Origin of the sequence: Fischerella sp. PCC 9605 (assembly GCF_000517105.1) — a bacterium.
Lineage (GTDB): Bacteria > Cyanobacteriota > Cyanobacteriia > Cyanobacteriales > Nostocaceae > PCC9605.
In genome coordinates this window covers 342,594-358,554 of sequence record NZ_ALVT01000034.1, presented here as the reverse complement: position 1 = coordinate 358,554, position 15,961 = coordinate 342,594, and the positions used below count along the sequence as shown (strand labels likewise).

General features: G+C 43.6%; 16 protein-coding genes. 14 read left to right on the top strand and 2 right to left on the bottom strand.

Annotated elements, in window-relative coordinates; all coding sequences use genetic code 11:
• Nucleotides 1–48: 48 nt before the first annotated feature.
• Nucleotides 49–222: a hypothetical protein gene (locus FIS9605_RS42270; RefSeq protein ID WP_155960334.1), complete on the bottom strand. Its 174-nt coding sequence runs from the start codon at nucleotides 220–222 to the stop codon at nucleotides 49–51.
• Nucleotides 223–515: 293 nt separating this feature from the next.
• Between FIS9605_RS42270 and FIS9605_RS0102140 the strand changes: the two genes are divergently transcribed.
• From FIS9605_RS0102140 to FIS9605_RS0102090, 9 genes are all read left to right on the top strand, one after another.
• The gene (locus FIS9605_RS0102140; RefSeq protein WP_026731117.1) at nucleotides 516–1,349 is read left to right on the top strand and encodes a bacteriorhodopsin; all 834 of its coding nucleotides are present in this window, start codon (nucleotides 516–518) and stop codon (nucleotides 1,347–1,349) included.
• Entirely contained in the window at nucleotides 1,321–3,039 is a 1,719-nt protein-coding gene (locus FIS9605_RS0102135) for an FAD-dependent monooxygenase (protein ID WP_231510208.1), read from the top strand. Before FIS9605_RS0102140 ends, FIS9605_RS0102135 begins: the two co-directional genes overlap by 29 nt.
• A gap of 213 nt (nucleotides 3,040–3,252) precedes the next feature.
• A complete protein-coding gene (locus FIS9605_RS45965; RefSeq protein ID WP_026731115.1) occupies nucleotides 3,253–3,552 on the top strand; it encodes a hypothetical protein in 300 nt (99 codons plus the stop codon).
• Nucleotides 3,553–3,833: 281 nt separating this feature from the next.
• The gene (locus tag FIS9605_RS0102120; protein ID WP_026731114.1) at nucleotides 3,834–4,040 is read left to right on the top strand and encodes a hypothetical protein; all 207 of its coding nucleotides are present in this window, start codon (nucleotides 3,834–3,836) and stop codon (nucleotides 4,038–4,040) included.
• Between the two features lie 369 nt (nucleotides 4,041–4,409).
• Complete coding sequence (locus FIS9605_RS0102110) at nucleotides 4,410–4,772, top strand: FAD-dependent oxidoreductase (RefSeq protein ID WP_026731113.1); 363 nt, start codon at nucleotides 4,410–4,412, stop codon at nucleotides 4,770–4,772.
• 147 nt (nucleotides 4,773–4,919) lie between these two features.
• A complete protein-coding gene (locus FIS9605_RS0102105) occupies nucleotides 4,920–7,109 on the top strand; it encodes an amylo-alpha-1,6-glucosidase (protein ID WP_026731112.1) in 2,190 nt (729 codons plus the stop codon).
• 694 nt (nucleotides 7,110–7,803) lie between these two features.
• Nucleotides 7,804–8,157, top strand: coding sequence for a phage holin family protein (locus tag FIS9605_RS0102100; protein ID WP_026731111.1), 354 nt, complete (start codon nucleotides 7,804–7,806; stop codon nucleotides 8,155–8,157).
• A gap of 218 nt (nucleotides 8,158–8,375) precedes the next feature.
• The gene (locus tag FIS9605_RS36005; RefSeq protein ID WP_082209713.1) at nucleotides 8,376–9,485 is read left to right on the top strand and encodes an aminotransferase class V-fold PLP-dependent enzyme; all 1,110 of its coding nucleotides are present in this window, start codon (nucleotides 8,376–8,378) and stop codon (nucleotides 9,483–9,485) included.
• A complete protein-coding gene (locus tag FIS9605_RS0102090) occupies nucleotides 9,485–10,549 on the top strand; it encodes a sodium:calcium antiporter (RefSeq protein WP_026731110.1) in 1,065 nt (354 codons plus the stop codon). Before FIS9605_RS36005 ends, FIS9605_RS0102090 begins: the two co-directional genes overlap by 1 nt.
• Before the next feature lie 291 nt (nucleotides 10,550–10,840).
• On the opposite strand, the gene FIS9605_RS0102085 is transcribed toward FIS9605_RS0102090, so the two are convergent.
• Complete coding sequence (locus tag FIS9605_RS0102085) at nucleotides 10,841–11,044, bottom strand: hypothetical protein (RefSeq protein ID WP_026731109.1); 204 nt, start codon at nucleotides 11,042–11,044, stop codon at nucleotides 10,841–10,843.
• 320 nt (nucleotides 11,045–11,364) lie between these two features.
• On the opposite strand from FIS9605_RS0102085, the gene FIS9605_RS42265 reads away from it, so the two are divergent.
• From FIS9605_RS42265 to FIS9605_RS0102060, 5 genes are all read left to right on the top strand, one after another.
• On the top strand, nucleotides 11,365–11,553 hold the full coding sequence (locus FIS9605_RS42265) for a haloacid dehalogenase-like hydrolase (RefSeq protein ID WP_026731108.1): 189 nt from the start codon (nucleotides 11,365–11,367) through the stop codon (nucleotides 11,551–11,553).
• Nucleotides 11,554–11,875: 322 nt separating this feature from the next.
• Nucleotides 11,876–13,066 (top strand): D-arabinono-1,4-lactone oxidase, encoded by a 1,191-nt coding sequence (locus FIS9605_RS0102075; RefSeq protein ID WP_026731107.1) that lies wholly within the window; start codon nucleotides 11,876–11,878, stop codon nucleotides 13,064–13,066.
• Between the two features lie 14 nt (nucleotides 13,067–13,080).
• On the top strand, nucleotides 13,081–13,455 hold the full coding sequence (locus tag FIS9605_RS0102070; protein WP_026731106.1) for a sensory rhodopsin transducer: 375 nt from the start codon (nucleotides 13,081–13,083) through the stop codon (nucleotides 13,453–13,455).
• A complete protein-coding gene (locus FIS9605_RS36000) occupies nucleotides 13,452–14,024 on the top strand; it encodes a DUF2721 domain-containing protein (RefSeq protein ID WP_051469901.1) in 573 nt (190 codons plus the stop codon). The genes FIS9605_RS0102070 and FIS9605_RS36000 overlap by 4 nt, the downstream gene beginning before the upstream one ends.
• Nucleotides 14,025–14,417: 393 nt before the next feature.
• Nucleotides 14,418–15,815: a hypothetical protein gene (locus FIS9605_RS0102060; RefSeq protein WP_026731105.1), complete on the top strand. Its 1,398-nt coding sequence runs from the start codon at nucleotides 14,418–14,420 to the stop codon at nucleotides 15,813–15,815.
• Nucleotides 15,816–15,961: the final 146 nt, after the last annotated feature.

Below are 15,961 nucleotides of genomic sequence, written 5' to 3'. Positions count from 1 at the left end.
TTTGGCAACTACTTCTTTTTAGGGGAGAGTATCATGTAATACTGTCAACTATAGTTTTGATAGCCCAGCAACTGCTGGCGCTTTTTTTTGGGAATTTTGACACTTCAGTGCCACACCAACAGCATTTGGCTGAATTGTTTGGGCGTTTTCACACATCCACTCCCCGATTTTAGAGCAATACAGTTCAGTTAAGGTTTTCGCTGGTGATTTCGGCAAAGGCACAATTTCCAGCTACTTAACTTCTCTTAATTTCTCACCTGTAGAAATTTTTTTGCAGTCACTTTTTAATCACATTTGTTCTCAATGCTAGAAATAAATGAATTGCAATCCTGTGTAACTCAAAGCACAAACTGTTTTCTACTGGAATTCTCTCTGCTGATGGAAGTTCAAAGAAACAATATTCTTTAGTTTTTTGCTAGCTGGAACAAAATAAACATGAAAAACTCAGCCCTTGATTTCTCACTATCAGGAATTTATATTCCTTGATTTTAAGGAATTTTACTTAGAGGTACTTTATGGATTGGCAGGATTTTTGGCATTGGCTTTACGTTGCAGGTATGGCGATCGGTGCGATCCACTTTATCTTGCTAGGTAGAAATCCTCGCGGTGTCCCCAGATACGAGTATTTAGTTGCCGCCTTTATCCCGATTTGGTCAGGACTAGCTTATTTGTCAATGGTTTTACCAGGTGTGGTTTTAGAGCAGGGAAAGATTCCAGTTGCGGGACAGATCACTCATTTTGCTCGCTACATAGACTGGGTTGTTACCACGCCGTTGTTGCTATTAGCCTTGTCTTGGACAGCAATGCATCGTCACCATAAAAAAGACTGGACGCTGATTGCCTCCTTAATGGCTACCCAAGTCATTGTCGTCGTCTGTGGTTTAGTTGCCGATCTCTCCGTCGTACCTTGGGTGAGATACTTGTGGTACATCAACGGTGTCGTTGCTTTTTTAGTCATTTTGGGAGGAATTTGGGGGCCGTTGCGTGCCAAGGCTAGCAGTCAAGACTCAGCTCTCAGTAGTTTCTATAACAGAATTGCTACCTATTTCACAGTGCTGTGGATTTGCTATCCAATTGTGTGGATTCTCGGCCCTTCAGGTTTTAGAGTTTTCGATCAAACTGTGGATACGTTTCTGTTCTGCCTCATTCCCTTCTTCTCCAAAGTGGGATTTAGCTTCTTAGATTTACATGGCTTACGCAATCTTAGTAGTCCTGATACGCAAACTCGCGTTGATGAGAGTGTAGGTGGTGTGATGCGGATGCTAGGATTCGCAACCGTTGTGGCAAAACCAAGGCGATCGCAGTTAAGAAGAACGCGATATGAATCAGGAGGTACTGATGTCGGTTGATATACTAATCGTGGGAGCTGGACCGACAGGCTTACTATTAGCTGCACAATTAGCTAGGTATGGCATCAAGCCGCGTCTAGTTGATAAAAACCCGGAACCCTCCAAAACGAGTAAAGCAATAGCAGTTTTTGCTCGTACCTTAGAAATCTTTGACCACTTGGGTATAGCTGAAGAAGCAATGAAACGCGGTCGCAAGCTGAACCAATTTAATTTTTATGCCGATCGCAAACGCATTGTTAACTTACCCTTAGATCGGCTCGATTCTTTCTTGCCGTTAGTTCTGTGTCTACCACAGTCTCAGACAGAAGACATTCTGGGACGATTGGTTGAAAACCTCGGCGTCAAAATTGAGCGGTCTGTCACCTTCACTGGTCTTAAGCAAGATGCTGATGGTGTTACTGCTACACTCTGCCATCCTGATGGACGAGAGGAACATTGTAGAGCGTCTTGGTTGATTGGTTGTGACGGCGCGCGTAGTACTATCCGTCAGGAAGCTGGTCTAGTGGATGAAGGCGCTAATATTCCAGGCTTGTTTATCTTAGCCGATGCGGAGACTAATTGGAGTCTATCACCCAACGAGGTTCACATATTTCTTAATTCTGATGGCGTGTTTGCAGTTTTTCCACTACCAGAGGAGAACTATTGGCGAGTTATTGCGGACTTACCACCCGATAGATCGCTACCTGAAGACCCGGATTTGAAAGTGTTTGAGCAACTCGCTCATGAGCGATCGCGTCTCGAAACCCAATTGACTAACCCGTTGTGGACAAGCACCTTCCGCATTCGTCAGCGGATGGTTGGCAAGTGTCGAGCAGGTCGTGTCTTTGTTGCGGGTGATGCTTTATCTTCCCACAGTCCAGTTGGTGGTCAGGGAATGAATACGGGTCTGCAAGATGCCTATAATCTGGCTTGGAAGCTAGCTTTAGTTATCCAAAACCAGGCAAGAGCAGAGTTACTCGACTCATATCAGGCGGAACGCGAACCAATCTCGAAATCTTTACTAGCTGCTACAGGATTGGCTACACGAGCAATAACTGTACGCAACCCGATTTTCACGCAAGCACGCGATCGTATTGCTAAATTTGCTACCAGCTTTGAGAGTGTCCAACAACGCATCCGTAATACCGTGTCCGAGCTGAATGTGAATTATCGGAATAGTCCCATTGTCCAAGAAAACCACCCATTGCCGATACATTTGCACCCAAACGAACCAAGTCTAAGAGATTGGTGGGATTTTCGTACTCAACCGAAAGCTGGCGATCGCGCCCCCGATGTCATGATTGAGACAGTAGATGGTGCAAAACGTTTATTCCAAGTATTGTCTGATTTGAAACACAACCTTTTATTGTTTGGCGGCAAAGTTGCACAAAAGGTGAATTGTGCCAAATTGAGCCAGATAGCTCAAGAAGTTGAGGAAAAATTTCGCGATCGCATAGACGTGCATATCGTGCTGTTGAATTCCCTAATACCAGAGGAGTTAGAGTGGTTCAAATCAATACTACTTGACCCTCAAGGCAAGTGTCATCATCGCTACAGTGCCACAGGCGAGTGCCTTTATCTGATTCGCCCAGATGGCTATATCGGTTATCGTACCCAGCCTGCTGATGTCTCCAAGCTTTGGGCATATCTGCAAAAAATCAATCTCTTTGAGAGTGTAGATGAAATGCATTCCGTATCTTTGAGCAGATAAGTAACAACAGCGATCGCACCTACCTGCGATTCTCTATTTCTTGGATTTGTTTGGTATGGAATTTTGAGGGTGTAATTGGAGAAGTTTCAACTATGGATGGATGTAAAGCATTTTGAAATCACTCAGGATAAAGCAATTCTTGAAACAGCTTCTTTGCTCATCCTCAAGAAGTCATTGCCTTGTTTGTCACTTTGATTTTCATTCATAGGAGTTATGAACACAAAAAAATTGATTTTTCTAGCTTCAGCAGTTGGACTGAACATACTTATAGCAGCCTGTGAACCTGCTGCAGAAACCCCAACAACTGCACCACCAGCAACTACTCCAGCACCAGCAGTTCCACAAGATGAGACTACACCAGCAACTACTCCAACACCAGCAGTTCCACAAGATGAGACTCCGCCAGCAACTACTCCAACACCAGCAGTTCCACAATATGAGACACCACCAGCAACCACTCCAACACCAACAGATCCACAAGATGAGACTACACCACCAGCAACTACTCCCTAACACATCTTTTTTCTTCTTGATACTTCCTTGATACTTCTAGGTAACAAGCTGTGTCACTCACTTGTGTTTAGCCTCATGAAGGTGTCAATTGAATATGGCGCACCTACGGAAGATAAGGGACTTCCAAATAAAAAAGTATCCAAAAATCTCTTGTGGAGGCAGGCGTCTCGCCTGCCACTTGATAAGGGCGCACTCCACAGTCCAGGATAATTTATTTCTTGGAAATCCCTAACCGACAGAAAAGTGTCTCCTTATTTTATCCAAACGAAGAATATCGAAACATGATTCTGTCGGGATTTTCTTTACAGGCTTGGCAATTCTCTATTTCTTGGATTTATTTGGTATGGAATTTTGAGGGTGCAATTGGAGAAGTTGCAACTATGGAATTGACAATTAAGTGTGTACAACCATCGGTGGATGTAAAGCATTCTGAAATCACTCACGATAGAGCAAACCTTCAAACAGCTTCTTTTGCAATTCTCAAGTAATCATTGCCTGGTTTTTCACTTAAACCTTCAAAGGAGAAGTTATGAATAGAAAATTCCTTTTTCTAGCTTCAATTTTGGGACTAACTATACTTATTGGAGCCTGTGAGCCTGCGACTCCACCAGCAGATACTCCACCTCCTGCGACTCCAACGCCTTCCCCCTGACACATCTTTTTTCTTGCTTGTATTTGCCAACAAGCTTTATTGAGGCGTACTCAGACGTACAAAGCTGCTGTTTGCCTGCCCATGCATTAGTTCAAATCAGGATTAGAAAATTAAAAGGCAACAGGGAACAGAAGCGTTTGGGATGGGGATGCGCGACCTCAACACTCAAATTGCAACGTAATAATTGATGGGGTTTTAGAGCCCGATGGGGAACTCTGAACAGGAAACTGTTCCCTATTCCCCGTTCCCTATTCCCTTCTTCGATGACGCCTCAGCAACCTTTCTACCCACTGCTGGTGTTGGCGCGTCTATGGCAATGGAATCTGCTGCTGACCTTTATGACGAACTTTCGCGCGCTACCTCAAAGTACGTTCCTAATGCGATCGACTTGTTTATCAAACGCCGACGTAACCGTGTTGATGCTATTCAGGCTGAGTCACGTCGTCTCGCAAAACTCATGCTTTTAAAATCCAATTTGTTCGCTTCCGGTCGCAATTCTCTCATGCGTTTTATGTCCGAAAATTTGCTGTTCTTAAGTATTTCAACAAGTATGAACCAGCCGATATAAATTGAAATTCGACAATATTTATTTCACATAAAACTGGTGTTATCTCTTCTTTAAACTTTAGCTCAGCAAACTTACATAGTTGCTCTTAACTTATAAGGCATAATAACAATTTCATTATTTATTTAAACAAATTTTCAGGAGTAAGCTATGCGAATCAGTGTTGGTTCTCCGATTTTAACAATTAATCATGGCAGTACCTTTATGGTGACTGATTTAAATGGAAATATTCACCATGATGGTCATCAAGGTATTTTTTCCGAAGATACTCGTTATTTGAGTTACTATGCCTGCTATATTGACGGTTACGCTTGGACTCGTCTGAGTTCTACCACAACCACCTATTACGCTGCACGGGTTTACCTGACCAATCCTGAATTTACCAGTAGAAACGGCAAAGTTCCTGAAGGTTCTGTGTCACTTATTATTAGTAGAACTGTTGAGGAAGGAATCCATGAAGAATTGGATTTAACCAATTATGGTATTGAACCAGTTAGCTTCAATTTAGAAATTGCCATGCGCTCAGATTTTGCCGATATTTTTGAAGTGGAGACACGGCAATTTGTACGACGAGGACGTATTGAAACTAGATGGGATAAAGAGAAAAAAGAGTTAAGCACCAGCTATACTAATGATGATTTTTATCGTTGCTTAATTTATCAAATTAGTAACTGTACATCCACTCCTCATTCTGCCAACGGTCGCATCACTTTTGAAGTCAAATTAGAACCAGGAGAAAGCTGGCAGGCTAGTTGCAATTACATCTTAGTTGACAATGGCCGCGTACGCTCTACAGTAGATTTCTCCTACAAAACAGCCGTTGATAGGAATGTTATTAACACAGAAATTGAACGGTTACATTGTCAGTGGGTTGATAGCGTTACCGAACTTAAGAGTCCAAATGAGCATTTGAACTTACTCTACCGTCAGTCTGTGGAAGATATCGGTGCGTTGCGACTTTATGATTATGACCTCGCACCCGATGTATGGATACCTGCGGCTGGTGTTCCTAAGTTCGTAACGGTTTTCGGTCGGGACAGTATAATAGTTAGCTTGCAAAATATGATAACTCATGCAGGCTTTGCACTCGGAACTCTCAAGAAACTGGGTCAATTGCAAGCTACTGAGTTGGATGATTGGCGCGATGCTCAACCAGGCAAGATTTTACATGAAATTCGTACTGGAGAGTTGGCACGTTTAGGGCAAATTCCCCACACACCTTACTATGGAACTGCTGATGCCACACCATTGTATTTAATTCTGTTACATGAAGCTTGGAAATGGCTGGGAGATACTTCGCTACTGCACGAACAGCGAGATGTTGCTTTGCGCTGCTTAGAGTGGATTGATAAATATGGCGATTTTGACGGCGATGGTTTTCAAGAGTACCAAATTCGCAGCAATTCGGGTTACGGAATCGACAACCAAGGTTGGAAAGATTCTGGTGATGCCATTGTCTACCCAGATGGAACTCAGGTGAAAGCACCCAAGGCTTTGTGTGAGTTGCAGGGTTATGTATTTGATGCCTGGATGCGGATGGCAGAAGTATTTGATGTATTGGGAGAAAGGGAATTTTCTGGTGAGTTACGCACTAAAGCTGCAAAACTGCATCAGTCATTTGAAGAAAGCTTTTGGTGTGATGATATCGGTTTTTATGCTTTTACCCTCGACCCCGATAAAAAACCAGTCAAAACTGTATCTTCTAATCCCGGTCACTGTTTGTGGAGCGGTATGATTAGCCCAAAACGTGCTGAACGTGTAGTTAAGCGCTTGTTTGCACCAGATATGTGGACAGGTTGGGGTATTCGCACTTTATCTACACAAAATTCCGCATACAATCCGTTTTCTTACCATCTTGGCTCGGTTTGGCCTCACGATAACAGTATCATTGCCTTGGGATTGAAACGCTACGGTTTTTCTAAAGAAGTAGCTGATGTCGCTTTAGGAATTTTCGAGGCTGGTAGCTTTTTTAGCAATTATCGCCTGCCAGAGCTTTACGCAGGAGTTGAAAAAGAGCCGGGAAGCTTCCCTGTACCGTACATAGAGGCAAACGTACCTCAAGCATGGGCAGCAGCATGTGTGTTTCAGATTTTACAAGCAATGCTCGGTTTGCAAGCGGATGCCCCGAATCATTGCCTGCACGTAGACCCCTATTTACCTGAATGGTTGCCAGAATTGACGCTGCAACGTGTGGAAGTTGGTAAGGCGGTGGTTGATCTGCGGTTCTGGCGGGATGGAGAAAGTACAAAATGGGATGCTTCGGTGAAAGCAGGTGATGTTGAAGTTAAGCAGCAAACTTGGCAGCCTTGGATTGTAGAAGAATCTGTGATGAAAGTTTGAAGCCACTGATAAAGTAGCGATCGCCCTACTGAAATTCATCCCAAATTGCGCCCTAGGAAATCGGCTCTAAGAGGATGTTTGTAAAGTCGAGGAAGGTATAATTTGTCATTCTGAGTGGAGCGCTAGCGGAACGTAGACGCGCAGCGGTGAGTCAGCGCGCACTTATAGGGGGTTCCGACGTAGACGCGCGCAGCGCGGCTTCTCGCAGAGTACCCGGAGGGCTTCTCGCAGAGTAGAATCTAGGTTTTTGACGACATACTCAGATGCTACCCTTACGGGAAGCCGCTATGCGTCTACACTCCGCTTTGCTACGTACCCTGCACTGAAGGCTACGCCTACAGCATGACATCAAAACACCCTTTTAAAACATCCTCTAACTATAAAACAACTTGCAGAGCTTATCCTGTGGACAGTCACTTTCTGGTCACATTTGCTGGTAACACTAAAGTTAGCAAAATATCAAGTAATAAACAATTGATTAGTAGGGCGATCTGCACTGAAGTTATACTTTTTGAAAGAAGAATGCGACACATCGATAAAATCTCTCCCTAACCCTAAGCGCAAGTGCTTAGGATGCCCGATAAGGCGAGTGGGCTGATCTGCCCTTGAACATTTTTTGAATTGGTATTACAAGTTAAAGATTCAGCATTAATAACTATTTTATCCATCCAAAAAACCTAGAGAGGGATAATTCATGATTGGCATCCTAATTACTTGGTTAGTTACTACCATCAGCTTTTTGATTATTTCCAGAATTCCAGCTTTGGGAATTGAAATAGATAGTTTTAAAAAAGCGGCGATCGCTGCGGCTGTATTTGGAATTTTAAATGCTATTTTACTTCCCATTTTGATCTTTTTTACATTTCCATTCATCATCCTGACGCTGGGATTATTCTTCTTTGTTTTAAATTCGATTATCTTTAGTTTAGCCGCTCGTTTAGTAAATGGTTTTCGCTTACGACATGGCTTTTGGAGTGCTACTCTAGGTTCTCTTGCCTTAACAATTATTAACTCTATTCTTTTGGCAATTGTGCCACCTTTCATTTAAAATAGACTTCTGCAAAATTCCCTTTCTTTATTCTATCTTCACGCTAGCTGCACCAATGTTTATTCCGTTTTTGAACTACTGGAATTTACTAGGGTTTCGCTTCTAGTATGCTCACAACAATGCTTTTTTACTAAAGCTGAAAGCGCGATCGCGGCCTTAGCTTCCTCTGTTCAAACCAACGCAACTATCCTTCGCAACGGTCAAAAAGTACAAGTTTCATCACAAAAGTTAGTACTGGGAAGCTGACTTCACACCCAACACCAGTTCAAGAGGTAATAGAAAAACACCAACGCGGGTTAAATGCAAATCCAGCGCTGTATCTACAACAGAACAATTCCCAACTCACACAGGAGGTAAGGGACGCAGCAGCAAACTATATGGGCGCACAATCGAGCGATATTGCACTTACCGACAGCACCACGATGGGAACTGCACTAGTAATCAACGGTTTGCAAATCCGTGAAAATCAAGAGATGCTGACCACTGAATTTGACTACTACTCCACCCACGAATCATTGCGCTACAAAGCAGCGCGTACAGAAGCTACGGTGCGAGAAATTCCACTCTACCAAAATATTCAAAAGGTGTCAGAAGATGAAATTGTCGATATATTAATTGATGCCGTTCGCCCACAAACTCGTTTAATTACTGCAACGTGGGTACATTCCAGTACTGGCTTAAAGGTTCCCATACGTAGAATTTCCGACAGATTAGCAGAAATTAACGCCAATCGCAGTCAAAGCGATCGCGTACTTTTGTTTGTCGATGGGGTGCATGGTTTAGGCGTAGAAGATGCAACGATGAGTGATTTGAACTGTGATTTCTTCACCGCAGGAACTCACAAATGGCTGTTTGCGCCCCGTGGTACCGGGGTCATTTGGGGTAATCCCAGATCCCAAGCAGCTGTTTCACCCACGATTCCTACTTTCACACGTACTGGTGACTGGGGAGGCAGAATGACACCAGGGGGATTTAAACCCTTTGAGCATCAGTGGGCGCAGGCAGAAGCTTTTAGATTTCACCAACAACTTGGCAAATCAAGAGTGCAAAAGCGCATCCATAGTCTTAGCCGACAACTTAAGGAAGGTCTGGCAAACATGTCTAATGTAACCCTTTATACGCCAATGTCTAAAAATCTTTTCTCCGGTATAATCTGTTTTGATGTCAACCATTTTAGCCCAGTGCAGGTGGTACGCCAACTGCGGCAGCGCAATATTATCGCCAGTGATACACCGTATGCCCCTTCCCATGCCCGTTTGACACCGGGGGTGTATAACACTCCCCAAGAAGTAGAGCAGGTATTAACAGCAATTCGGGATTTAGCGTGATGTTAAATTTTGCCAATTACCCCATCTGGATGAACTTAGTTATCTTTGCGGTGGCGGGTGGTGCTGTTTGTTTCACGGGTGCGCGCTTATCAATCTACGCCGATACTATCGCCGATCGCACTGGTTGGGGACGAGCTTTTATTGGGGCGCTGTTATTAGGTGGGGCTGCATCATTGCCGGAAATCGCAACTACAACAACAGCATCGGCGATCGGTAATGCTCCCTTAGCTGCCAATAATATCTTGGGAGAAATAGGGATGCAGATGGCCATCCTCGCTTTGATCGATATGGTAATGGTGAAAGGAGCGCTCACCTTTTTTGCTCCCCAACCGGTGCTAATGCTAGGTGGTGTAGTACTCGTGACACTCCTTGCTTTAGTCTTAGCTGCAAATGCTGCGGGAGAATTTGTATCGTTGTTCGGAATCGGGTTATGGTCAGTTATTGTATTTGGTGCCTACCTAATCTCGCTATATATGATCCAGCGATATGAAAGGCAAGATTACTGGCAACCGGTAACTTTACCCCATCAGCCAGCAGCAGAAGTAACAGAACAAATAACGACAGAACTACATCAGTTGTCGCTCAAAAGAATTTTTTTATATTTTGCTGCTAACAGCTTTGTGGTTTTGATCGCAGGATGGATTTTGGCGCAAATAGGAGATACCCTTGGGGAGCAAACAGCATTAGGAGGCAGCTTTATAGGAGCAACTTTACTCGCCTTTGCTACTTCTTTGCCAGAGGCGATTACTACTATTAGTGCTGTGCGCTTAGGCGCTTTTGATTTGGCTATTTCTAATATTTTTGGTTCCAACGCTCTTACTGTATCCTTGTTCTTTATTGCAGACATTTTCTATCGCCAGGGAACTATTTTTGCAGCAATAGATCGTCCATCTATGTTCATGGGTGCCTTGGCTATTGTCCTTACTTGTGTTTTTCTATGGGGGTTACTAGAGCGAGATAACCAGACTATCTATCGGATGGGAGTAGATTCCGCAATAGTAATAACTATTTACCTTGGTGGCTTGTTACTACTTTATTCATTCAGTAACGGAGCGCCTACTTGATATCGAGTCCGGCTAATTCATGTTCATTAAAAACCCTCACCCTCTTTCCCTCTCCCAAAATTGGGAGAGGGATGTCCGTTAAAGGTGAGGGTGTACCTCATTTCCATGCAAGGTGCTGTAAATAGTCACAGCAAATCTGGTTCGTAGTGTGGGATTAATTGTGGCTGGACTGATTTGGAAAACTGCAATCCGAAAGCTGGTTATGAGTTTTTTTGAGGAATAGACTTTCCAGAATGACCTCTACTCCCCACTCATGCAGTTCTAGATTCTCGTCGAAAACAAATACGCTAATCAATTTTGAGGATTAGCAAGTTTTTCGGCTGCGTTTGATAAACGTTCTAGTGCGTCTGTTTGTCTTTCAATGAGTTTGGTTTGCTTGTGAAGTTCCTCCACTTGCTTGCTCTGAGAAAGGGCATCACTAGTATGAGGGATAAAGTATTCACAACCTGACAAAAGGATGCAGATTAACATTGTGAGAGCTAGGACATAACGCATTCGACCTTTTCTCCTGGATTATTCGCGATCGCGTACATCTTCTGAATTGGCAAATTAGCTATGTTTTTTCATCACAGTGTTTAATCTAATGGAGAAATCCGTTCAATTACACCCTGCTTTAGTAACCCCTACTTCCGTCTCAGGTATGATTTACAGGTGTGGTTTCATTCGTGGGCATCCTCGAACCTGACATCTACTTGCCGTTCGTACCCCAAAGGCTTCTACCTGGAGCAATAGTATGTTGAGTAATTCCGACGCAAGCGGAAATGATATGACGCAATGCTTCAGCTGCAAAACTGGAGATCAACCACTCTTGGAGTTTGCCTATTGTTTCTGAAGACACGGCGAGCGCTGCCGTGCGTGCCTGTCAAGCAGCGGGCATTCAAGTCAAAATGATTACAGGCAACTATGCGTTAACAGCAGTTACGATCGCACGTCGCATGGGCTTAGGTCAAACAGAAGAAGTGCTGGCTTATACCGGGCATAAACTAGCCCAGATGAGCGATTAAGAATTTATTTATATGTCGTATAGGTGGTTACAAATAGCATCGCAGTAACAATTTGTACTTCTTTCAGTAGAGAGATGATGATTCGGACATGAGCTTTTAACCTACTACTATACAGTTGAGGCAAAATGCTTATGAATGTCGCCTCTATAGTTCCAAAAAATATCCCATCCTACGGCTGGAGTGGTTTTGCTTCCGTGGGTTGGTTTCATGGGCTGATAACGCTAAAAAATATCGTAGGTAGACACTGCCCACCCTACTTATCTAAGGGAACATGACCAGGTGTAGTTAACATTCTCCACAACAGTCTTTACGAGGTCGAAATATGCAACAAGAATGGATAAACTGGTCTGGAAGCATCCGATTTACACCAAAAAGCATCGAAACGCCGGAAAATGAGGAGATGCTTGTAGATCTTGTGCGCCAAGCGGTAGCCTTCAAACGTAATCTGCGCGTGGTTGGTTCCAGTCACTCCTGCTCCCAGGTCTTCAAGACGGATGATATCCTTGTCTCACTGGAAAAGTTCGCGGACATTGAGTCATACGATGCCACAGCTGGTACAGCCACGGTCAATGCTGGTATGAAATTACACGACATTAGCCAAGCCTTGCTCAAGGTAGGTCTGGCAATGGAAAACATTGGCGATGTGGATTATCAGGCAATTGCACCTGCAATTGGAACGGGTACTCACGGCGCAGGGAAGCATCTGACAAATCTATCGGGTCAGGTTATTGGGCTGCGGATGGTCACTGGCACAGGGGAAATAGTGGAATGCTCGCTGGAGCAAAACCCGGAATTACTACGAGCAGCGCGGGTGTCGATGGGCACGCTCGGTATTTTTACCGCAGTTAAGCTACGCCTGTTACCAGCTTATAAGCTTCACAGACAAGAATGGTGTACGCACATTGATGATTGTCTTGCCAACCTCGATTGGTTAATGGAGGAAAACCGTAATTTCGCCTTCTACTGGTATCCCCGTAGGGACGAGGCAAGAATTAGGATATGGAATCTACCAGGGCAAGGTTCAACTGACCTCTCTTTTGCTAGGCTTGACAAGGAGTGGAGTGGCTGGAGTGGTGAAGTTCTCCCAACTCCACAGGAACTTCGCTACGATGAATCGGAGTATTCTCTACCAGTTGAAGTAGCTCCTGAGTGCTTTAAAAAGGTGCGTCAACGAGTGAAGGAAAAGCATCGTCAGATGGTTGGCTGGCGGATTCTTTATCGACCGATAGCAAGAGACGATGCCTACCTCAGCAATGCTTATGAACGCGATATTGTTGCTATCACTCTTCATCAAAATGCTGCTCTTCCCCACTGGGAGTATTTCACCGACATTGAATCTATTTTTCAAGCTTACGATGGACGTCCTCATTGGGGAAAGAAACATACACTCAAGGCAAAAGATTTGCGATCGCTCTATCCAATGTGGAACCGTTTCCAAGAAATCCGTCAACGCCTAGATCCTAATGGTATCTTTCTTACTCGATACTTACGTGAGCTTTTAGTAGGCGAGTAAATACAGAGGTGAGTATGAAGACATTAGGCAAGACTACATGGGCAATTCCTGGGGGACATATTCCCCTCCGCAGCACTGGACATGAGCCGGAATTTACTAGCCGGGACGAGCTGTGCCTGCTCAATACCTCAGATCAAGAGGCAAACGTCGAGATCGCAATCTTCCATGCCGATAGAGAACCTGTAGGATCATACCGTCTGAAGGTGCAAGCGCGACGCGTCAGGCATATTCGCTTCAACGATTTAATCGACCCGGAAGCCATACTCCTAGATACGGACTACGCTAGCGTCATCGAGTCAGATGTCCCCATTGTTGTTCAGTTCAGCCGCCTCGATTCCAGTCAGGCAGAAAAATCCATCCTTAGTACTATGGCATTTCCTGCATCATGAGTGACCTTTCCATGGCTTTAGGGATTCTTTCTGCGATGATTACACCAGCAGTGCTAATTGCAGCTTGTAGCTCATTAATCCTCGCGACATCCCAAAGGCTAGGCCGTGTAATTGAAAGGACAAGGAAAATATCAGACCAATTCGAGAAACTAATGCATACTCAAGCAGATGAAGCGCATCTAGAGGAAGAACGCAACACAGTTTTCAATCAGATTAGTAGAGCAACCAGACGCGCACGGCTACTACAACGAGTCATGGCTTGCCTTTATTTAACCCTCAGTGTCTTTGTGGCTACCAGTATTGCTCTAGGCATCATTGCAATCTTAGGTCAGCAGCAAGTTTACAGGTACACATGGATACCTATTTTATTGGGGATGATTGGGGCAGGATTGCTATTCTACGCTAGTGTGCTTTTAATTACTGAGTCACGCATCGCACTTAGAGCCGTTAATGATGAGATGGATTTTGTTATACGTCTGAGTCAGTATCATGCACCAAAGGAGTTATTAAAGCGTAGAAGGGGAGAGACTAGAAGAAGGTTGTTTCGCAGATCGAGGTTGTTTGAATAATTGAATCTGCAATCGTTTTATTTTTCTTCTGATTCCCATCGATCGCCAAAGCGAACAAGCTGTATCTAATGAGCGATCATCATTGATGAAAATTATGAAAAACTGTATGAACGAGTGGCAAACGATACTAAAGCTTATCTAATTCCTGAAGTTTTAACAGACTTGAACGATCCTCGCTATTTATTACGATGAAATTCATCCCAACCAGTAAGGACATGAGATTATGGCAAAGCGCATTGCTCAAGGGTTAAAGCCGCTATTAGATGAAGCAACCTTGCCACCTAATCTGTCAAAGCCCTTCTAAAGGATAAAGGGTAAAGGGTAAAGGAAAATTAAATTTCTTTCCCCTTTCCCCCTTCTCCTTTCCCCCTATAAAAGTGAACATAGACAATAATGGCAAAGTTTAGACCCTACTTTGACCGCCGCCATCCTTGGCAAGAACGCCTAATCGCCATCCTTGCCCTAATTAATCTGGGACTGGTATTTTTTGACTTTACCTACCTATGGGGGCGAGATTTTTACCTGCAAAACATCCCCAGCCTCACCCAATTATATGACCCAATTCAGGGCATAAAACCTCACCCAGAAACTGAGAAGTATCTCAAACAAGTGGACGCTTTAGAAGCACAGGTTCTGGTAACAGGATTGCAGTCACCTCAAGCTGAAGCTTCACTTGCACAGCTACGTTTGTTGAGTCAAAAACTCATCGAAGACAATCCCTTTGCTGGAGTGAACAAAAGCAGCACCTTAGAAACTATTAAACAAGAAATACGAGTACGGACAGGTGAAACATTTGCCCGTGATGCCTTTACTAGATTTTGGAGTCAGGCTTATCTTACTCAAAGAGGTTGGCGACAGGAAATAGCGTTTTGGAATGCTCAAATTCGCCCGTTGATTCAATCCAACTACTATCGAGGTGTTAACAGAATTGGCACGCATTTTAACTATTTCTGGGTGCTTGACCTGCCATTTGTGCTCATTTTTACTTGGGATTTTCTCGCACGTATCCTAACTATCCGTCGTCGTCATCCTGAATTAACTTGGCTAGAAGTGATTTTGCGACGTTGGTACGACCTGTTATTACTCTTACCTTTTTGGCGATGGTTGCGAGTTATTCCTGTATCTGCTCGTCTTTATCATGTCGGTCTGTTGAATATTGAACCTGTAAAAGTAGAAGTTCAACGCGATTTGGTCATCAGCTTTGCGGTAGAAATGACGGAGATGATAGGCATTCTAATTATTGATCAGATGCAAGCTTCGGTACGACGGGGAGATTTTATTCACTGGTTGTTTCATCCAAAACCACCCCGACAATACGTGCAGATCAATGAAAAAAATGAGGTGACTGCTATAGCCACCCGTCTGTTCGATATCGGTATTCATGATGTGCTTCCTCAAGTCCAGCCTGATATCGAAGACCTAGTACAATACAGCATTGCCAGTACTCTCAACCAACTTCCAGGCTATCGGCGTTTGCAGCATCTTCCAGGTTTGCGTCGTCTACAACTTTCAAAAAAACTGGCAAAATCGTTATTTCAAATTACCTATAAAAACCTAACTTATGCCTTAAAAGATCCCGTAGGAACAGAAATTACCACTCGTTTACGCACAAATTTAAGAGATGCATTAGAAAGAGCGTTGCAAAAAAAACATAATATTCAAGAAATACAATCTCTCTTGATAGATATGCTGGAGGATATAAAACTAAACTACGTTAAAAGTCTTGCTGAAACTCAAGGTGAACAACTGCTAGAAAAAGCAGAGTTATTGCACAAACGCATACGACAATAAAGAGATACTATTGTACTTATATTAATATTTTGTATTCCAATTATGCTATTAATAGGAACTATTAAACTACTAATCAGGGTTAATAATATTACAAAAGTTATACCCAGGAGTTGCTGTGCGATCGCTGTTAGAAATCAGGACTGTGT